We start from the raw sequence: 20,015 nt of genomic DNA, 5'->3' as shown, positions 1-20,015 counted from the left end.
GCGCCAATGCCGCAGTCCGCCGCCGGACGGTGCCGCCCCATGAAAAAACCCCCTAACACCTGGGGTGCTAGGGGGTGTCGAACGGCATGGGTTGCCGCCCGGATGCGGCGCGCCGGACGCTACTTGAACTGGTAGTTCGCGGTGGCGTACCAGAAGCGGCCGCGCGGGTCGGTGAAGGAGCCGGCAAAGCCGGTGGCGTGCGAGCCGTAGCTGGACACCGCGGTGAACGGCGCAGCCTGGTCGAAGATGTTGCGCGCGCCCAGGCGCAGGTTCAGGCTGGCCATCGGTTTCCAGCTCACGGCCAGGTTCCAGCGGCTGCTGTCCTTGACCTTGTGCTCGGCGGCCACGCCCACGTTGGCCTCCACCAGGCCGGCCGATTCGGTCCAGCCCTTCACGAAGTTGTTCTCCAGCGTCACGCCCCAGTTGCCCAGCGCATAGTCGAAGGCCAGGGTGTGCTGCCAGCGCGGCACCGGTTGCACGCCGGCGCCATCGCCCGCCGTGCCCTCGTAGCTGACGAAGGGCGTGCCCTTGCCGTTCTGCTGCTTCCACTCGGCGATATAGGTGCCGTTGAAGCTGGCCGAGAGCTTGCCCATCTCGCCCAGCGCCCAGCTGCTGCGCACATCCAGGTCCAGGCCCGAGGTCTTGAGCTCGCCGAGGTTCTCCACCGGGGTCTCGATATAGCTGATGAAGCCGTTGGCGAGGCGGTGGATGCGGCCCTTGTACTTGTTGTACAGATCGGTGCTGGCCATGATGGCGTCGCCGCCGATGGTGCCGATCTGGTCGCGCTTCTGGATATGCCAGTAGTCCAGCGCCACGGTGAGGTTGCGCATCGGCTCCAGCACCATGCCGAAGGCGTACTGGCGCGACTTCTCCGGCTTCAGGTTCGGGTCGGAGAACAGGCGCACATTGAACTGGGTCTCGCAGCGCGGGTCGCCCGCAAAGCCGGCCGGGCAGTCGGGGTCGACCAGCGAGTTGGCGGTGTTGGTGAAGGCGGTGGGGCTGTGCACGTCCCACAGCGTGGGCGCGCGGAAGCCGGTGCCCACGCTGGTGCGCAGCAGCAGCTCCTTCATCGGCTGGAAGCGCAGCGCGGCGCGCGGGTTGAAGGTCTTGCCGAAGTCGCTGTACTTGTCATAGCGCAGCGCCACCGTGCCCTCCCAGCCCTTGGCAAAAGGCATCGAGAGTTCGCCGAACACCGCGTAGATATTGCGCGAGGCCACGGTGCGCGGCACCGAGCCCTCGCCGCCGATGTGCAGGCCCTGCTCGTAGTCCGGGTTGACCGGGTTGTCGTTGGCCTTCTCCTTGCGCAGATCGGCGCCCAGGGCCACCGCCATATTGCCGCCGGCCATGGGCATCAGCTCCTTGCTGATCTTGCCGTCCCAGGCGATCGTCGTGCCCTTGGATTCGCGCATGCGCCCTTCCATGCGCGCCGCGTCGAGCAGGGCCGTGCCGTCGGCATCGGTGGGGCCGAAGGGGTTGACCTTGCCGCTGGCCAGGGCGGTGATGAAGCGGCCCTCGTGCAGGTAGTTGAAGTAGTCCAGCGAGCCCTTGGCCTGCGAGAGATTGACGGCGGTGTCGTAGTCCCAGCCGGCCCACAGGCCGCTCGCCCCCACCACCAGGCGCATCTGCTCGTTGGTGTTGTCGTTGATGCGCGGGCCCACGTTCACCGAGCGCATCGCGATCTCAGTCATGCCGTTGCCCAGGGTGTCGAACTGCGCCGGCGTGTAGCCCAGGCTCAGCAGCAGATCGCGCGGGAAGTACTTGCTGTTCACCGGCAGCGCGAACGAGGGGTAGGTGCCGTCGGCCTTCACATGGCCGGCGGTGGAGTCGATCGGCACCGCGGCGGTGCGGCCAATGCTGTGGTTGCGCGCGAACGAGGCCTCGACGAAGAGCTGGTGGTCGGCGTTCAGCGCGAAGGTCAGGCGGCCGAACAGATCGGCCTTGTCGGAGTCGGGCACGTTCTCCTGCATGGCCGGGTAGATGAAGCGGCAGCGCTTCTTCGCCGTGCCATTGGGGGTAGTGGTGCTGCGCACCTGCACGATGGTGTAGTCCGGATCGCAGGCGCTGAAGTTGGCGCCGGCGTTGGCATAGGCGCCCGGCGAGATGTCGAAGTCCACCAGCCGGCCGGGGAAGGCCCGGCCCGAGGTCGGCGGGTCGGAGCCCGGCACCTCGTCGGCATTGCGCAGATAGAGCTTCTGGTCGATGGCGCTCAGCTTGGTCTGCTTCTTCACATTGCCGGTGACCAGCAGGTTGTAGCCATCGGCGCCCAGATTGCCCATGCCGAAGGCCAGGCTGGCGCCGGTCTCGCGCCCGCCTACGCCCTTCTCGGTATCGCCATAGCGCAGCGTCAGCTCGCCCTTGTTGTAGTCCTTGCGGGTGATGAAATTGATCACCCCGCCCACCGCGTCGGTGCCATAGATCGCCGAGGCGCCATCGCGCAGCACCTCGATGCGCTCGATGGCGGCGAAGGGAATGCTGTTGAGGTCCACCGCCGCCGCGCCGCCGATCGAACCGAAGGGATGGTTGGCCAGGCGCCGGCCGTTCAGCAGCACCAGGGTGGAGTTGGCGCCCAGGCCGCGCAGATTGGCATTGCTGGTGGCATAACCCGCACCCTGCGTGCCATCCGAGAACATCGCGGTGCTGGCCGATACGCGGCGCAGAATGTCTTCGACGCTGGTGGCGCCGCTCTTCTCGATCTGGTCGCGCGTGATCACCGAGACCGGCAGCGCGGTCTCGGCCTCCAGGCGCTTGATCGAGGAGCCCGTGACGGTGACGCGCTCCATGGTGGTTTGCTGGGCCTGGGCCGGCAGGGCCCACAGGCCGGCGAGACCCGAATAAGCCAGCGCCAGCGCGCTGCACAGCCGGGTGGACTTGCTGATGTTCATGTGGACGACTCCTTGCGAGGGACGGTGAAGCACCATTCTTCGATCGCCCACAAGGCGCAGAAAGCCTGGGAAATCCCCCGAAGTTGCGCCCGCACCGCAATCTTTTGACACTCCTCGATCGCGGGTTTGAGCAGTAGGCATCGGCCTTGTGAGGGACAGGCCCGAAAACCAGGCGCCGATGCACAGATGCCGCTGGTCATGCCGGCGTGCCAGCAGGCATCAGACTTTTTTGTTTCAGAAACCCAGGCTCGCGCCCGCACCCAGCAGGGTGGCCACACCGAGGATGCCGAAGATCATGGCCGCCAGCCCGTGCACCAGGCGCAGCGGGATCTTGTGGGCGATGCGATCGCCCAGCAGCACCGCCGGCACGTTGGCGATCATCATGCCCAGCGTGGTGCCCGCCACCACCGCCACCAGGGCGTCGAAACGGGCCGCCAGCGCGACCGTGGCGACCTGCGTCTTGTCGCCCATCTCGGCCAGGAAGAAGGCCACGATGGTGGTGCCTAGCACGCCCAGCTTGAGCCCCTTGCCGCCCTCCACCTCGTCGTCGATCTGATCCGGGACGAGGGTCCAGATCGCCATCGCCACAAAGCCCAGGCCCAGCACCCAGCGCAGCGTGCCGGGGCTCAGCAGGGCGGTGATCCAGCTGCCCAGGGCGCCGGCACCGGCATGGTTGACGAGGGTGGCGATCAGGATGCCCAGGCAGATCGGCAGCGGCTTGCGAAAGCGCGCGGCCAGCAAAAAGGCCAGCAACTGGGTCTTGTCGCCGATTTCGGCGAGGGCCACCAGACCGGTGGAGACGAGAAAGGCTTCCATTGAGAATGACTCCACGGCCGGTGCAAGAAACCATTGACCACACAGGCTCCCGGCCGATCCGAGCGCTGCATGGTCAAAGGTCTTGCCAGGCATCCGGGACCCGCGAAGGCGCTTCCCGGGGGCTGCGCGCGCCATGGTCCGCTGCGAGACCAAGTGTGTTGACGCGGGCCCGTGCTCGCAAACCAGTGCGGCACGGCGGCTACTCCCCAATGACGGAGCGGATTCTAACCGCCCCGCTCAAGCGCCCTTGCGCAGCGTGCGGCTGCCCAGGTCCAGCTCCTGGGCGCGCAGCAGCCAGGCGCCCGGCCATTGGCGGCGCAGTTCCTCCTCCACGCGCGCGCCCTTCAGATCGCCCACCACCACACAGCGCAGCGCCTCGGGCCGCCACAGCGCGCCCGCCAGGGCCTGGAGTTGGGCCGGCCGCACGGCGCGCAGCGCGGCCGGCCAATCGGCCAGGTCCTGCTGGCCGCGGCCCTGGCGCGCCTGCTCAGCCACCAGCAGGGCCAGGCCGGCGCTGGTGTCGGGGGCGCGGCCCAGCTCGCCCAGCAGCGCCGCCTGGCGCGCCGCCAGTTCGGCCTCCGGCACCGGCTCGCGCGCCAGACGCAGCAGCTCGGCGCGCATCAGCTGGGCCACCTCGGCGGCGCGCTCAGGGCGCGTCTGCGCGCCCAGGCGCCAGCAGCCGGCGCCCGGCAGGGCCTCGGCCTGGCTGCTGCTGCCATAGCTGAGGCCGCGCTTGATGCGCAGCTCCTGGTTCAGGCGCGAGGAATAGCCCTGGCCCAGCACCGCCTGCGCCACCAGGGCAGGCGCCGCGTCCACGCCCAGGGCCGGGCCGGGCGCGGCCAGCAGCACCGCGCAATGGCCGGCCTCGGGCAGATCCAGCAGCAGCGCCGGCGCGAGCGGCTGCGGGCTCAGCATCGGCAGGGCCGGCAGCGGCTGCCGGGCTGCCGGCCAGTCGGCGAAGAAGGCTTCGGCCAGCTCGACCGCCTCAGCGAGCTCGACATCGCCCGCCAGGATCAGGCGGCTGCTGTCAGGCCGCAGCAGCTGGCGATGGCAGGCCAGCAGATCGTCGCGCCGCAGCCGCGCCAGGCTGGCGCGCGTCGCCAGGCGGCCGCGCGGCGTCTCGCCCCAGAACAGGCGCTGCGCCAGCTCGCCGGCCAGCAGCGGCGCATCGGCCAGGCTCAGGGTCAGGGCATCCAGGGCCTGGGCGCGGCTGCGCTCCAGCTCGGCCGCCAGCAGGGTGGGCCGGCAGGCCACATCGGCCAGCAGGTTGACAGCCTCCTCCAGCCGGGCCGTGCCCACCGTCAGCGCCAGGCGGGCGCAATCGGGCAACACCTCGATGTCCAGCGCGGAGCCCAGCGATTCGGCCGCATAGGCCAGATCGGCGGCGTCCATGGTCTCGTCGCCGCGGCGCGCACCCTTGGCCATCACCGCCAGCGTCAGCTCGGCGAGGCCGGCCTTGCCGGCCGGATCGTGCAGGCTGCCGGCGCCGACCTGCAGCAGCGCCGTCACCAGGGGCAGGCCACCGGGCTTGCGCGCCACCCATATTTCCAGCCCGTTGGGCAGGCTGGCGCGCTCCAGCGCCGGCCAGCGCAGCGCGCGCGCGGGCCCGGGCGGTGGTGGCGTGTCGAAGCCGCGCTGCGCCCAGGCCGGCAGGCTGGCCAGCGCGCCAAGCTGCAGGCATTGCCGGCGCTTCATGCCAGGCCCCGCTTGCCGCGACCCGGCTGGCGCATGCCATCGCGGCCATACAGCAGGGTCACATGCGGGGCCTGCACGATGTCGCGGCGCCAGAGCCGCTGCACGTCCGCCACGCTGACGGCGCGCAGCGCCTGCAGCTCGCGCCCCACCAGCTCGGGCCCGCCCTGGAGCAGGCAGGCGCGGCCCAGCAGCTCACCCAGGCCCAGCGGGGTCTGGCGCTGCACCAGCGCGGCGGTCAGCAGCAGGGTCTTGACCTTGTCGAGCTCGGGCGGGCTGATCGGCTCCTCGGCCAGCTTGTGCACCTCGCGCCGCAGCCGCGCGGCCAGGCCGGCGGCCGACTCGCCCTGGGCGGCAATCGCATGCGCCACCAGCAGGCCGGCCTCGGCATGCAGCTGGGCCTCGAAGCCGATGCTGCTGGCCACGCCGTCGCGGTACACCAGCGCCTCGTCCAGCCGCGCCGAGTTGCCCAGCGCCAGCAGGCCCAGCGCGACCTGCAGGGCGGCGGCATCGCGGCTGGCGGCGGGCGGCCCGGGCCAGATCAGCGCGGCGGCCGGCAGCGGCGCCTGCGGCGCGCTGAGCTCGTGCACCGCGCCCAGCTGGCGCCTGGGCTCGGCACTGGGCTGGCGCGGCACCGGCGTGGCGAGCGCACGGATGCTGCCGAAGTAATAGTCCACCCAGCGGTCGAGCTGGGCGGCATCGAACTCGCCGCAGACGATCAGCAGGGCGTTGTCGGGGCGGTAGTAGCTGGCGTGGAAGGCGCGCACATCGGCCAGCGTGGCGGCGTCCAGATCGGCGATGCTGCCGATCACGCCGCGCCGGTAGGCATGCTGCGAAAAGCCATAACGCGGCACGGCATCGAACAGCGCGCCATAGGGCTCGGCCAGCACGCGCTGGCGGTACTCCTCCTTCACCACCTCGCGCTCGCTCTCGAAACTGGCCTGGTCCAGCTGCAGATTGGACATGCGCTCGGCCTCGGCCCACAGCATCGGCTCCAGGTGCTCGGCCGGCACCACGCTCTGGTAGGCGGTGTAGTCCTCGGCGGTGCTGGCATTGTTGCTGCCGCCCACATCCTCGGTCATGCGGTCAAACTGCTCGCTGGCGAGGTAGCGCGTGCGCTTGAACATCAGGTGCTCGAACAGATGGGCAAAGCCGGAGCGGCCCGGCGGGTCGTCGCGGCCACCCACCCGGTACCAGAGCTGCACGCTCACCGAAGCGCCCGGCTGGGCCAGGGCCAGCAGTTCCAGCCCGTTGGCCAGGCGGCGGCGCTGCCATTGCAGTGGCGGAAATATGGGGAAGGCGGCCGGCTCCGGCTGCGACCAGGCAAGACCTGGCACCGCGAGCAGGCTGGCGCAGAACCGCCGCCTGCCGATTGCCCCCATGCTGCTGTTCATGCTGCTGCCATCTCGTGTCAGTACCCGGGGCGCATGATGATGTGCCCTTCAGAAGGAGTGTCACCCATGAAATTCGCCTACACCATCGTCTATGTCGCCGATGTCGCGGCCTCGCTGCAGTTCTTCGAGCGCGCCTTCGGCCTGGAACGCCGTTTTCTGCACGAGTCCGGCGCCTACGGCGAGTTGGAGACCGGGGCCACCGCGCTGGCCTTCGCGCAACACGCGGTGGCACGCGGCAACCTGGGCCACGACTACCTGGCCGCCGATGCCGCCGCCGCGCCGCTGGGCATGGAGATCGGCCTGGCCTGCGCCGACGTGCCCGCCGCCCATGCGCGCGCCGTGGCCGCCGGCGCCACCAGCCTGGCCGCCCCGGCCACCAAGCCCTGGGGCCAGACCGTGGCTTATCTGCGCTGCCCGGACGGCACGCTGGTGGAGCTGTGCACGCCGATGGGCTGAGGGGTTCGCGGGCTCAGCTCTTGCTGTCGTCCACCACGATGCGCGCGTAGCGCTGGAAGCTCCAGTAGGCCCAGGCCCAGTCCATCAGCACCACCAGGCGGTTGCGGAAGCCGATCAGGAAGTAGATGTGGATGAAGAGCCAGAACAGCCAGGCGAAATAGCCCGAGAACTGCAGCCGCCCCACATCCGCCACCGCGGCCTTGCGGCCGATGGTGGCGAGCGAGCCGTAGTCGCGGTAGCGGAAGGGGGGCAAGGTCTGACCCCCGGGCCGGTTCAGGATCAGGCGCGCCATGATCTGGCGCGCCGCGTGCCGGCCCATCTGCTTGGCGCCCGGGCTGACGCCCGGCACCGGCCTGCTGCTGCCATCCTTTTCATGGCTTTGCGCCGCCGCCAGATCGCCGATCACATAGACCTCGGGGTGGCCAGGGATGTTGAGGCTGCCGTCGACGATGACGCGGCCGGCGCGGTCCAGCGGCACCTCCAGGGCGCGGCCCAGCGGGGAGGCCGCCACGCCGGCCGCCCATACCACCGTGTGGGTGGGAATGCGCTGGCGCTCGCCGCCCTGCGCCTCCAGTTCGACGCCGCTGGCGTCGATGGCCACCACCTTGCAGCGCGTGCGCACCTGCACGCCCAGGCCTTCGAGCTGCTGCTGCGCCTTGGCCGACAGCGCCGGCTGGAAGGCCTGCAGCACGCGCTCCGAGCCCTCCAGCAGCAGCACCCTGGCGGCCGCCGGATCGATGCGGCGAAACTCGTCGCGCAAGGTGTGGCGGGCGATCTCGGCCAGCGTGCCGGCCATTTCCACGCCGGTGGGGCCGGCGCCGATGACGACGAAGTTGAGCCAGGGCTCGCGCTCGGCCGGGCTGGCCAGGGTCTCGGCGCGCTCGAAGGCGCTGAGCAGCCTGGCGCGCAGCTTGAAGGCATCGGCCAGGGTCTTCAGGCCCGGCGCATGCTCGGCCCATTCGTCGCGCCCGAAGTAGCTGTGGGTGGCGCCGCTGGCCACGATCAGCGCGTCGTAAGTCAGTTGCTGGCCATCCGCCAGGCTGACGCGGCGCGCGGCCTTGGCGATGCCCGTGACCTCGGCCATCAGCACGGTGCAGTTGCGCTGGCGCCTGAGCATGTGGCGGATCGGCGCGGCAATCGAGGGCGCCGACAGGCCTGCCGTGGCCACCTGGTAGAGCAGAGGCTGGAACAGATGGTGGTTGCTGCGGTCCAGCAGGGTGATGCGCACCGGCGCACCGGCCAGGCTGCGGGCGGCTTCCAGGCCACCGAAACCGCAACCGATGATGATGACGTGAGGCAGTTCCTTGCTTTGCATGCGCTGCACTGTAGCGGCAGTGGAGAATGCCGCCCATGCGCCGCGCCGACCGCCTGTTCCAGATCGTCCAGCACATCCGTGGACGCCGCCTCACCAAGGCCGACTTCCTGGCCACCCGGCTGGAGGTGTCGGCACGCACGATTTACCGCGACATCGCCGCCCTGCAGCAGCAGGGCGTGCCGATCGAGGGCGAGGCCGGGGTGGGCTATCGCATGCGCGCGGGCTTCGACCTGCCGCCGCTGATGTTCAGCGCCGAGGAGGCCCAGGCCCTGGTGGCGGTGGTGCGGCTGGCGCAGGGCCAGCTCGATGAAGCGCTGGCCCGCCAGGCCGAGGACGCCCTTTCCAAGATCCTGGCCGTGCTCCCCCCCGCCGCGCGGGCCGCGGCCGAACGGCTGGCGGTCTACGCGCCGCTGCGCGGTCTGGACGACGCCACGCGCGCGCGCCTGGGTCAGCTGCGCCAGGCCACCGAGACGCGCCACAAGCTGCGCGTGCAGTACCTGGACCTCAGCGGCGTCAGCAGCGAGCGCGTGCTGCGGCCCCTGGCCTGCTTGTTCTGGGGCCCGGTCTGGACGATTGCCGCCTGGTGCGAGCTGCGCGAAGGTTTTCGCAACTTCCGCGTCGACCGCATCCAGCAGCTGGAGGTGCTGGACGAACGCTTCCGCGACGAGGCGGGCAAGACCCTGGCCGATCTGCAGCGCACCGAATCCGATCAGCGCTGAAGCGCGGTGATGGCCGGAGCCGCCTTCAGACGCAGGCGCGCGGCCGGCGCCTCGATCCAGCGGTAGAAGGGCAGCGCCGCCACATTGCTGAGCAGCCAGGCCGCCAGCAGGTAGACGGCGGCCCAGGCGCCCAGCGGCTCGGCCTGGGGCTCGACCCAGGCGTTCAGCAGCAGCACGACCGGAAAGTGCACCAGGAACAGCGCATAGGAATGCTGGCCATGGTGGGCCAGCAGGCGGCTCAGCCAGTCGGGCAGGCGCAGACCCTGGCTGGGGCGCTGCGTCCAGACCGCCAGCGCCGCGGCGGTCAGCAGCGCCAGCAGCAGGCGTTCGCGGAAGGCCAGGGCCAGGGCGCCCAGGGCCAGCAGCCCGAGCACGGCCAGCGCCAGGCGCGGCGCGCGCGACAGGCTCAGCCAGTGCACCATCGCGCCCAGGCCATAGGCGCCGAAGAAATAGAGCGCCAGATGGTCCAGCTCCGGCATCAGATTGAAGGCGTACAGCGAGGCCGCGCACAGCAGCAGCACCAGGCAGGGGCCCAGCACCATGCGCCAGGCACGCGGCAGGCCCACGGCCGAGCGCGCCAGCCACAGCAGGCCCAGGAGCAGGCCGAAGAGCTGGAAGTCGATCGCCACATACCAGGCACCCACGGTGAGCGCCTCGTGGCCCAGCACGCCGTGCAGCAGCAGGGCATGCGAGAGCAGCTGCGCCAGGCTCAGGCTTTGCGGCACCAGCTCGGGCAGGGCGTCCTCCACCAGCTCGGAACACAGCAGGGTCAGCAGCACGGCCGCCATGAAGGGCAGCGCCAGGCGCAGATAGCGACGCCAGATCAGCTCGAGCGGATGGCCGCTCACCAGGCCGCCGCGTGCCGACAGGCCGCGCGCCGACAAATAGCCGCCCACCACCAGGAACACCTGCACCGCCATGCGGCCGTAATGGAACAGCAGCGCGCTCAGATCGGGCAGCAGGGCCTGCATGGCTTGCGCCACCGGCCCGTAGACGGACAGGTGGTGCAGGACGATGACCTGGGCGGCGAGCGCCTTGAGGGCATCGACGTGGAACAGACGATTGGACGAGACTGACATGGACCCAGGGCCCGGGCCGGGGAGCGGCGACGGGCCGGATTGCTACGGGAGGGGGAGCGCCGGCAGCACAGGCGAACCCGCGATTCTAGCCGCCCCGCCCCCCGAGCCCTGCATCCACTTGTAAGCCGCCCGCTCAGAGCTGGATGCCGGCCAGCGCCGCGCTCTTGCGCGGGTTGATCAGGTTGACCCGACCGGGCTTGCCCTCGGCATCGGGCAGGCGCTCGGCGCCCTGCAGGATCAGCGCCTTCAGCTGCACCGGCGTCAGCGCGGGCTTGAGCGCGAGCAGCTTGGCGGCCAGATTGGCCACCTGCGGGCTGGCCATGCTGGTGCCGCTGAGCTTGAGGCGCTCGCCGCCGGGCACCGGGCTGTCCACCTCGAAGCCATTAGCATGCACCACCACCGTCTTGCCGAAGGTGGAGAAGCTGGTCTCGCTGCCGCTGTGATCGACCGCGCCGGCGGTGATCAGATTGGGCAGTTCCAGGCCGGCCGGGATGTATTCCTGGAAGTCGGCGCTGTTGTCCTCGTTGCCGGCGCCGGCCACGAAGAAGATCTCGGGCGCCCCGGCGATGGCCTCGCGCAGCGCATCGCGCTCGATCTTGAACAGGCGCAGCGCCTCCTGCTTGCGCGCCTCGGGCGCGCCGCCCAGGTTGTGATAGGCCAGCGCGGCCTCATAGGCGGTCGGGCCGTAGCGCCAGCTCATGTTGACGACGCGCACGCCGGCCTGCTTGAAGCCCGCCACCATCGCCCGGTAGGAGGCGGCCACGGCCTGCGCGCGCGGCTCGCTGAGCTTGGGCGGCACGCTCTCGGCGCTCCACAACATGGTGCCGGCATAGACCTGGGCGAAGGGGTTGCCCTCCACCGCGATGCCGGCCACATGGGTGCCGTGCACATACAGGCCGGCGAGCGCCATGTCCTCGCTGAAGCCCTTCACCTGATCGGCCTTGAGGCCGGCCATGGTGCCGCGGAACTGGCGCGAGTCGGGGGTGTCGAGCGCCGCGCGCTGGTCCATCGAGCCCTTGATGAGGCTGCGCAGCTGCGGCCAGCGCGGCGCCGCCTCGCCCAGCGGGCGCAGCAGATCCTTGGCCGGCTGCCCCTCGGCATCGAAGGCCATGCCGCGCGCGGCGGCGGGCTTGAAGAGGTTCAGATCCACGCCCGAGTCCCACACCGCCAGCACCACCGGCTGCGCCTTGGCATCGGCGGGGATCGCAAAGGTGCGCGGCGTCCAGAGGTCGGCCTTGGCCTGGGCCTGGCTGTTGGCGTCCAGCACCGCCTGCAGGCCGGCCACGATGGCCGCCTGGTTGGGCGGCAGCAGTTCCAGCTGCAGCCGCGCGCCGATGATGGCCAGCACCATCTGGTCGGGCAGCACCAGATTGCCGTTCTTGGCCATCGCATCCAGCTGGCTCTTGAAGGCGCCGCGCACCAGCTCCGGGTTGTAGGTCTCGATGCCGCCCTTGGTGCTCTTCAGGTTGTCCTGCACATCGGCCCAGGGCATGGCCGCGAAGCGGCGCTGCACCTCGGCGCGCAGCCAGGCGCTGTCCTGCCGCTGCAGCTTCTGCTGGGCCAGCAGCTCGGTCAGCACGCCGCTGCTGAGGCAGGCGCCGGCCTTTTCCTGCAACGCACGCGCCTTGGCCGTCCAGGCCGGCACGGCGGCCCAGTCGCCGCGCAGCTGCGCCAGCGTGGCCATGGCGCCGTAGTACTCGCGCAGCGTCGCGGCATCGCGGATGTCGTAGCCGGCCAGGTCGGCCTGCACATCGGCCTCGAGCTTGGCACCCAGCGCCTGCAGGGCGCTCAGCGGCGCCGCCAGGTAGTCGCTGGGCAGCTGCTCCAGCGTGCGGCTGCGGCGCGGCAGCTGGTCGGCGCGGGTCACCACCTGGCGCTCGGCCTGCGGCGCGAGCTGGGTGGCGGCCGGGCCTGGCGTCTGTGCGCCCGCGGCAAGAGAGGCCAGCACCAGGCCGGCGGACAGGGTGGTCATCAGAGGTTTTGTCATGGTCGCAGCAATGCAATGAACAAGGTGGGCGCACGATAGCGGCGCGCCACCCCGGTGGCCTTGGTCATGCGGCGAACTGTGGCTGCGGCGGGATGGATGGCAGCCGGCGCCGCCAGCGTGCTTCCAGCACCAGCATGGTGGCGAGGTAGACCAGCACCACCAGGGCCGGGATCAGCACGAAGCGCTGGCCGGGGAAGCACAGCCAGGCGAGCAGGATCAGCGCGGTGCGCGCCAGCGTGTGGGCCACGCCGATCCAGTGCTGGATGATCCAGGAGAAGGGCAGCCACATCAGCCCGGCCAGGATGCCGATGCTGAGCGGCAGGGAGCTGGCGTCCTGCATGCCGAAGGGCAGCGCAATCGCGAACACCAGCAGCGCCTGCAGCATGCCGAACATGAAGAGGCGGTCGAAGCTGTTGCCGGGCCGCCGCCGGCCCAGCAGGTCCTCGCCGGTGAAGCGCGCGATCAGCAGGCCCAGGTAGAAGATCGCGCCGGTGGCGAGGTAGAGGGTCAGCACCGCGGTTCGCATGCTGCAGGTGGCACCCACCACAGCGATCAGCGCCCAGGCCAGGGTGCCGGCCAGAGGCATGGCGAGAAAGCGGCGCTGCGCGAATTCGGCGCGCTGCGCCTCCAGGCTGAGGTGGCTGCTCATGTCGTGCTCCTTGTTGAACATGGGAGCACGATAGGAAACGAGTCGCCCGGTCGCCGCCACCGGGCGACGGATAGACAACCGTCGAGACGAATCAACAGCTCAGCGCAGGCTGCGGTAGTCGACCACGCAGCGGAAACCCAGGTAGTCGGCGCCGCGCGCCTCGTCGCTGCTGGACCAGCGCAGCGAGGCGCGCGCCTCGGCCAGGTCGTTCAGGTAGGAGCCGCCCTTCATCACATGCGAGCCTTCGCCCCAGGGCGAGGCAGTGAGCTCCCAGAGATTGCCGGCCATGTCGGCCGCGCCATAGGGGCTGTTGCCGGCCGGGTAGCTGCCCACCGCGGCGAGCAGGCGGCGCGCATTGCGCTCGCCATGGAAGCGCTTGGCGTCGGGCTCGTTGCCCCAGGGCCATTGGCGGCCATCGACGCCGCGCGCCGCCTTCTCCCATTCCTCCTCGCTGGGCAGGCGGCCGCCGATCCAGCGGCAATAGGCGTCGGCGGCCTGCCAGCTGAGGTAACGCGCCGGTTCATCGGGCTTGCCGCGCGCGTTCCAGGCCGCGGGGCAGGCCGAGCTGGCCGGCTGCTCGGCGCAGGCCTGCGCGACATAGCGGCCGAACTGCGCGTTCGTGACCTCGGTGCGCTGCACATAGAAGGCGTCCAGCCAGCGGTGCGCGAGCGGCTTGTCGTTGTCGAACAGGCTGATGTAGCGCACCCCCAGGCTGCGCATCAGCAACTCGCGCGCCGCGCGCTCCGAGCCCAGCGTGGCGCAGCCGGCCGGCACCAGCAGCAGGGTGTTGCCATCGCGGCCCTCGCGCGCCTCGCCGCTGCGCGGATTGGGCAGGCGGCTGAGTTCTGGCAGGGCCAACAGCAGCGGCGCGCCCCGCTCGCCCGGCAGCTCCTTCAGCGCCGGGCGGAAGCTCAGCCCCATCGAGCCGAGCAGATCGCCCAGCACGGTCTGCAGATCGCGCGCCACCTGGTGGCCGCTGGTGTAGCGCAGCTCGCCGGGCAGCGGCGCCTCGACATACTGCGGCGCATCGACATTCGCGCCCAGCGCGGTGAGCGCCGTCGCCAGCGTGTTCATCAGGCCCAGCTCGCAGGCACCGCTGTACTGGATCGCCACGCGCCGCCCGCGCAGCGACTCGGCGGCCTGGCGCGCCGAGCCATCGCTGGTGACCTGGGCGATCGCCACCGCGGCGCGCGCGCCCTCGGTCTTGCTTTCCTGCACGCGTTCGGCCGCCTGCATGGTGGTCTGGGCGAGCTCCGCGTCATGGCTGCGGCCGCGCGTCCAGACAAAGCCGCCCACGCCCAGCGCGGCCACCAGCACCCCCACCAGCACATGGCGGCGCTGCCGCACCTGGGCCACCGCCTGCGCGGCCGCCTGCCGGCCGGCCTCCAGCAGGCTTTGCTGGCTGGCCTGCACATAGTCGACCATGTCCTGGGTCAGATGGGCATCCCAGCCGTCCACCAGGCCCTGGGCATCGCGCAGCGCCTGGCCGGTGAGCAGCGAGGCCGGGTCGCGCTCGGCGCGCTGCCAGCGCTCCTGCGCGAAGGCGAGCGCACCGCGCAGGCGCAGCTGCGGGCCATGCTCATCCAGCAGGCGCTGCAGGGCCGGGCAGGAAGCCGGCGGCAGCGGCCACAGCAGCTGCAGCTGCAGTTCGCCGTCGCGCTGCTCGAGATGCAGCACGCGCTCGCGCACCAGCCAGAACAGCGCCGGCGCGGCGTTCGCATCATGCCCGCGCAGCTGGCTGACGCGCTGCCAGCTGCTGCTGCGCCAGGCCCAGGCGGCCTCCCCGCCCAGCTGCAACAGCCACAGCAGCAGGCCCTCGGCGCGCGCGCGCAGCGGCGCCGGGTTGCGCGCCAGCGCCGCGTCCACATGGGCGGCATAGGCGGCGGGCACGCCGCCGCGCGCGGCATAGCTTTCATTGGCCAGAAAGCCGTGGCGCGCGCTGTCCCACAGGCCCGGCAGCAGCAGCTGGCCCAGGCTGAGCGGCTCGCAGCCCAGCTGCAGATCGGCCTCCAGGCGCTCCAGCAGGCCGGGCTCGAAGGCCATGCCGGTGCGCAGCGCCGGCACGTCCAGGCGCGGACGTTCGGGCGGCGCGGCGGCGGCATGCAGCTCGACGCTGCGGCCGGGCCAGGCCGGCAGGCCATGGCGGCCGATCAGCAGCAGGCGCGCGGCCGGCCCGGCACCGGCCATCACGCGCTGCAGCTCGGCCAGCCAGGCGGCGCGCGGCAGATCGGCACGCCCGTCGTCCATGCTCAGGCCGGCCGGCAGCTCGTCGGCGTGATCGACGATGGTGATGCGCGGCGGCGCCTCGGCTTCAGGAGCCTGCCACTGCGCCAGCCAGTCAGGCTGCAGGCGCGCATCGATCCACAGCAGCTCGGGGGCCGGCAGGCCCAGCGCGCCGCGCCGCAGCGCCGGCAGCAGGCCGCTGGCCACCAGCGTGGTCTTGCCCACGCCCGATGGGCCCAGCAGCTGCATGCCGTACAGCTCGCCCAGGCCCTGCAGCAAGGCCTGCAGCGCCGCCTCGGGCAGGTCGAGCAGGCCGGCATGGGCCTCGCCGCCCGGCGCCAGGCCGGCATAGGGATTGAAGCTGGCGGTGGGCGCGGCCGCGGCGGCCTCGGCGCCCACGCGCTGGTTCAGCTGCTGCACCAGCAGGTCGAATTCCACCTGTCGCTCGGGCCAGCCGCGCAGGTCCACCGGCTGCAGATCGGCCATGCCGCGCAGCGCCAGCGCCAGCAGTTCGGGCTCGGCGCCGGGCAGCAGCACCGGCAGCACATGCACGGCCTGGGCGGCGGTGCGCGCCTGCTCGACCTCGCGCTTCTGCCAGGGCGAGAGCCCGCCGGCGTCCAGGCACAGCAGCAGATGGCGGCTGTGGTGCAGGGCCTGGGCGGTGGCCTGCGACCAGCTCTCGCCCGGCACCAGGGCCGAGTTGTCGAGATAGACGCGCACGCCGCAGCGCCGCAGCGCCTGCTCCAGCGCCTCGGCCAGCGGCGCGGCGCTGCCGCGCGAGATGAAGGCGTCGTAGTCGGCGAAGCGGCGCGTCGGGTCGTAGCGCAGCGTGGTCTCGGCGCCGGGCGCCGGCGGCGCGGCGGCGGCCGCGTCATCGCCCGGCTCGGGCCGCGCCGGCCACAGCGCCGCGCGCGCCGCCGGCTGCAGGCGCAGCATCGCGCCATCGCCCAGCATCACCAGCGCGTCGGCCAGGCATTCATAGGCCGCGCCGATGCTGGCCAGGCGCTCGCGCCGCGCCGGGTCGGTCACCACCACTTCCTCGAAGGCGTACTCGGGCTCGTAGGGAATCGCCAGCGACTCGGCCGACACGCCCGCCAGCACGGCCGGGATCTGGCCCTCGAAGGTTTCCTGGAAGCGCTGGTAGAAGGCCTTCAGCAGGGCCGGGTCGCGCTGCTCGATGCGCGCCGGCACCACCAGCAGCTCGAGCGGCCGGCCATGGCGCAGCGCCATCACCGGCGCCGAGCAGAAGTCGCGCGCCACGTCGAGCGTGCCCTGCAGGTTCTGGTGGTTGGCGGCGCTCATCATCACCACCACGTCGGCGAGCTGGTAGGCGCACACCCCGCCCATCTCGGTAACGCCGGTGCGCGAGTCCACCAGCACCGCGTCGTAGCGCCCCTGCGGGCCGGTGAGCTCGCGGCGCAGCCATTCGAAGAAGGCCTCGCCCTCCCAGTTGTAGTAGAAGTCCTGCCAGTCGAAGGTGCGCACCTCCAGCGCATAACGCCGCAGGCCCTCGCCCGGGCTGCGGCAGCCGGCGGTCAGCAGGTCCAGCCGCCCGCCCTCGCCGACGCGCTCGTAGATCGGGAACACGAAGCGCGCCAGATTGCGGAAGGCGCCCGCCTCGAGCGACTCGCCGCGGCCCGCCAGGCTGTCCTTGAAGGCGCGCAGCAGATCGATCAGGCCGGGGTTGGCGAGCGCGGCGTCCTTGTCGATCGGGTAGTAGCGCTCGAGGCCCGGCGCTTCGAGGTCGAAGTCGATCGCCAGCACGCGCATGCCGCGGCGCGCCAGGCGGTCCGCCACATTGGCCAGCGCCATCGAGCGGCCCACCCCGCCCTTGAAGGAATAGAAGGTGTAGATCATGGGGCGCCGAAGGCCAGGCGCTTGAAGGCGGCGCGGCGCTCGGGGTCGGCGGCCTGGGCGTCGGTGACGGCCAGGGTCTCGGGGATGGCCAGGCGCAGCCAGCGCCGCAGCCTTGCGCTGCTGTTGATGGACAGCTCGCAGCGCGGGTCGAGCTTGCTGCCGAAGCGGTCCACCAGCGCGCCGACATTGAAGGGGCCGGCCACGCTGACGAGCTTGTCGAGCGCGGTGGCGGCCGGGTCCAGCGGCGAGAGCGTGGCCACGCTGACGTTGGCATCGCTGACGAACATCGAGGCATAGGGCCGCAGATCGGGATGCAGCATCGAGAGCTCGTCGATCAGCACCAGGCAGCCGCGCGCGCGCGCCGCCTCGTAGGCGCTGGCGGCGGGCATGCCCTCCTGCAGGCGCAGCGGGTCGAAGGGATAGGGCCGCAGGCGCACGCGGTTGCCGGCCAGCGCCGCATGCTCCTGGCGCGCCAGGAAGGGCTGGCTGTTGAGGCGCGTGACGGCATCGGCCAGCAGCTCGTCGGCGCTGCGCGCGCCGAAGGGCCGCCATTGGCCGCGCTGCGCGCCGTAGCGCGCGGTCCAGTCGCTGCCGGCGCCGGCGAGCCGGGCCGTGACATCCTGGAAATAGGCATAGGCGTCGGCGCCCAGGCGATCGCGCACCTGCTCGGGCGCGTCGGCCAGGGCGCGCGCCTCGGCGGCGGTCATCGCGATGGTGGTGCAGGCCAGGCCCACCAGGGCCTCGTCGTCGAGATCCAGTTCATCGGCCGGCAGGGCGGCCTGCAGATCGGCGAGCTCGCCGCCCAGGCTGCCGGCCGGGCTGGCCAGCCATTGCGCCACCGGCAGCACGCGCCGCACCGGCCAGGCCGGCGGCAGCGCGGCGGCATCCACGCCGGCGTTCAGCACGAAGGCGCCGCCCAGGCGCTCGCCCAGCCAGCGCATCAGCTCCGCGCCGGCGGCCGAGGCCTGCAGGCGCGCCAGCGAGGCCGGGCTCAGCAGCAGCGCCACCGAGCGCGCGCGCGCCGCCAGCGCATCGAGCGTCGCCAGCTCGGCGTCGGACTCGGGTGTCCAGGCGCGCGCCTGGCAATGCCAGGCCGGCGGCATGGCGTCGCGCAGGCGCTGCAGGGCGGCGTCGTCGCTGCCGCGCACGCCCAGCAGCAGCAGGCCACAGGCCAGGCGCTGCGGATGCGGCGGCGCCGAGGGCTCCATCAGCGAGTTGCCGCGCCCGGCCGCCTGCTCGCGCCGCACCGCCTCGCCCGCACCGGCCTGCCGGCGCTCCTGCTCGTGCAGGGCCTGGCTGACCTTGAGGGCCAGGTCGCTCGGGTCGCTGAACTGGTTGCTGGTCTGGGCCGTGCCGTCGCCCAGCTCCTGGCGCAGCTTGACGATGTGCGCATGGGCCTCGCTGTCTTCCTCGAAATACTCGCCCGGCCAGCCCTTGCGCGGGCGCAGAAAGATCAGCCGCGGCTTGCCGGCGTCGAGCGCGGCGCGGTATTCCAGCTCGGTGATGGACTGGCTCTGGCCGGGCGGCAGCCAGCCATAACGCCATGCAAACACACCCACATAGATGTCGCAGCCGCGCACATCGTCCACGCATTGCTGCAGCGTCGGCTGCGGGGTGGCGAGGTAGCTGTCCACCACCACATGGCCATCCTTGCGCAGCGCGTCCATCACGCCGGCCCGGTAGTCGCGCAGATCGTCCAGGGTCGAAGACAGGTAAATCTTCATTGGCGGTGACTCCCTGGGCCGGATTCTGCGGGCGGCCCGCCGCCCTGCCTATCCCGAGGATCGCGGCTGCATCAACGCGGCCTAGCGCACCGTCAGCGCACCCTTAAGCGGGGCCGCTCCATGGCCTCGCCCATGCGCCCGACCAGCGCCGCCTGCGCGAAACCATGGCGCGCGAACACCGCCAGCACGGCGTCCAGCGCGTCCGGCGCGCAGGCCACCAGCAGGCCGCCGCTGGTCTGCGGGTCGCTCAGCAGGGCCTGGTCCTCGGGCGCGAAGCCGGCGGGCAACTCCACCTCGGCACCGTAGCCGGCCCAGTTGCGGCCCGAGGCGCCGGTGACGTAGCCCTGGCCGGCGAGTGCGCGCACGCCGTCCAGCAGGGGCACGCGCGCCCAGTCGAGCTCGAGCGCGCAGCCGGCGCCACGCGCCATCTCCAGCGCATGGCCGGCCAGGCCGAAGCCGGTGACGTCGGTGATCGCATGCACGCCCGGCAACTCGGCCAAGTCGGGGCCGGGGGTGTTGAGCCGGGTGGTGTTAGCGATCATCTGCGCATAGCCGGCCTCGCCCAGCTGCCCCTTCTTGAGCGCCGCGCTCATCACGCCCACGCCCACCGGCTTGCCCAGCACCAGCAGGTCGCCGCTGCGCGCATCGGCATTGCGCTTGACGCGCTTGGGGTGCACCAGGCCCAGCGCCACCAGGCCGTAGATGGCCTCCACCGAATCGATGGTGTGGCCGCCGGCGATCGGGATGCCCGCCTGACGGCACACCGCGGCGCCGCCCTCCAGCACCCGGCCGATGGTGGCGGTGGAGAGCCGGTTGATCGGCATGCCCACCAGGGCCAGCGCCATGATGGGGCGGCCGCCCATCGCGTAGACATCGCTGATCGCGTTGGTGGCGGCGATGCGCCCGAAGTCGAACGGATCGTCGACGATGGGCATGAAGAAATCGGTGGTGGCGACGAGGGCCTGCTCGTCGTTGAGCTGGTAGACCGCGGCGTCGTCGGCGGTCTCGATGCCCACCAGCAGCTCCTTCGGAATCGGCATGCTGGACGTGCCCTTGAGGATCTCCGACAGCAGGCCCGGCGCGATCTTGCAGCCGCAGCCGCCGCCATGCGAGAGCGAGGTCAGGCGGGGTTCGTCGAGCGGGGTGCTGGGGGGCGTGGTGGCGGCGTTTGTCATGGTGCAGCGGTGCGTCAGGGATGGCGGCAAGCATAGCTGCCCACCTG

Annotated in this window: 13 protein-coding genes and 1 riboswitch; of the genes, 2 read left to right on the top strand and 11 right to left on the bottom strand. The window is 71.7% G+C overall.

Annotation, left to right across the window (positions count from 1 at the left end):
- Window positions 1-119: 119 nt before the first annotated feature.
- The 4 genes from AC3WQY_RS11055 to AC3WQY_RS11040 form a co-directional block, all read right to left on the bottom strand.
- Complete coding sequence (locus AC3WQY_RS11055; RefSeq protein WP_492708287.1) at window positions 120-2,882, bottom strand: TonB-dependent receptor; 2,763 nt, start codon at window positions 2,880-2,882, stop codon at window positions 120-122.
- 234 nt (window positions 2,883-3,116) lie between these two features.
- Window positions 3,117-3,698 carry a TMEM165/GDT1 family protein gene (locus AC3WQY_RS11050; protein ID WP_492708285.1) on the bottom strand — a complete coding sequence of 194 codons (582 nt, stop codon included), beginning with the start codon at window positions 3,696-3,698 and terminating at the stop codon, window positions 3,117-3,119.
- 98 nt (window positions 3,699-3,796) lie between these two features.
- Window positions 3,797-3,918, bottom strand: a riboswitch (yybP-ykoY riboswitch).
- A 17-nt stretch (window positions 3,919-3,935) separates the two neighbouring features.
- Window positions 3,936-5,393, bottom strand: a complete 1,458-nt coding sequence (locus tag AC3WQY_RS11045) for a M16 family metallopeptidase (RefSeq protein ID WP_492708283.1) — start codon at window positions 5,391-5,393, stop codon at window positions 3,936-3,938.
- The gene (locus tag AC3WQY_RS11040) at window positions 5,390-6,784 is read right to left on the bottom strand and encodes a M16 family metallopeptidase (protein WP_492708281.1); all 1,395 of its coding nucleotides are present in this window, start codon (window positions 6,782-6,784) and stop codon (window positions 5,390-5,392) included. Before AC3WQY_RS11040 ends, AC3WQY_RS11045 begins: the two co-directional genes overlap by 4 nt.
- Window positions 6,785-6,850: 66 nt before the next feature.
- Between AC3WQY_RS11040 and AC3WQY_RS11035 the strand changes: the two genes are divergently transcribed.
- Window positions 6,851-7,240 carry a VOC family protein gene (locus AC3WQY_RS11035; protein ID WP_492708279.1) on the top strand — a complete coding sequence of 130 codons (390 nt, stop codon included), beginning with the start codon at window positions 6,851-6,853 and terminating at the stop codon, window positions 7,238-7,240.
- 13 nt (window positions 7,241-7,253) lie between these two features.
- Here AC3WQY_RS11035 and AC3WQY_RS11030 read toward each other — a convergent pair whose 3' ends face one another.
- Window positions 7,254-8,555, bottom strand: a complete 1,302-nt coding sequence (locus AC3WQY_RS11030) for an NAD(P)/FAD-dependent oxidoreductase (RefSeq protein ID WP_492708277.1) — start codon at window positions 8,553-8,555, stop codon at window positions 7,254-7,256.
- 35 nt (window positions 8,556-8,590) lie between these two features.
- Between AC3WQY_RS11030 and AC3WQY_RS11025 the strand changes: the two genes are divergently transcribed.
- On the top strand, window positions 8,591-9,274 hold the full coding sequence (locus AC3WQY_RS11025) for a helix-turn-helix transcriptional regulator (RefSeq protein ID WP_285234836.1): 684 nt from the start codon (window positions 8,591-8,593) through the stop codon (window positions 9,272-9,274).
- On the opposite strand, the gene AC3WQY_RS11020 is transcribed toward AC3WQY_RS11025, so the two are convergent.
- The 6 genes from AC3WQY_RS11020 to selD all read right to left on the bottom strand — a co-directional run bounded on the left by AC3WQY_RS11020 (window position 9,265) and on the right by selD (window position 19,968).
- Window positions 9,265-10,353 (bottom strand): acyltransferase family protein, encoded by a 1,089-nt coding sequence (locus tag AC3WQY_RS11020; protein ID WP_492708274.1) that lies wholly within the window; start codon window positions 10,351-10,353, stop codon window positions 9,265-9,267. The genes AC3WQY_RS11025 and AC3WQY_RS11020 overlap by 10 nt on opposite strands.
- 133 nt (window positions 10,354-10,486) lie before the next feature.
- Complete coding sequence (locus AC3WQY_RS11015; RefSeq protein ID WP_492708272.1) at window positions 10,487-12,340, bottom strand: S8 family serine peptidase; 1,854 nt, start codon at window positions 12,338-12,340, stop codon at window positions 10,487-10,489.
- Window positions 12,341-12,404: 64 nt separating this feature from the next.
- Window positions 12,405-12,989, bottom strand: coding sequence for a DUF7010 family protein (locus AC3WQY_RS11010; RefSeq protein WP_492708270.1), 585 nt, complete (start codon window positions 12,987-12,989; stop codon window positions 12,405-12,407).
- A 99-nt stretch (window positions 12,990-13,088) separates the two neighbouring features.
- A complete protein-coding gene (locus tag AC3WQY_RS11005) occupies window positions 13,089-17,069 on the bottom strand; it encodes an SUMF1/EgtB/PvdO family nonheme iron enzyme (protein WP_492708268.1) in 3,981 nt (1,326 codons plus the stop codon).
- A complete protein-coding gene (locus AC3WQY_RS11000; protein ID WP_285234831.1) occupies window positions 17,066-18,793 on the bottom strand; it encodes a DUF4062 domain-containing protein in 1,728 nt (575 codons plus the stop codon). Before AC3WQY_RS11000 ends, AC3WQY_RS11005 begins: the two co-directional genes overlap by 4 nt.
- 92 nt (window positions 18,794-18,885) lie before the next feature.
- Complete coding sequence (gene selD / locus AC3WQY_RS10995) at window positions 18,886-19,968, bottom strand: selenide, water dikinase SelD (protein WP_492708266.1); 1,083 nt, start codon at window positions 19,966-19,968, stop codon at window positions 18,886-18,888.
- Window positions 19,969-20,015: the final 47 nt, after the last annotated feature.

The sequence above is a fragment of the Roseateles sp. FW301-B2 genome (assembly GCF_058788955.1).
This window is presented reverse-complemented; position numbering and strand designations above follow the sequence as displayed.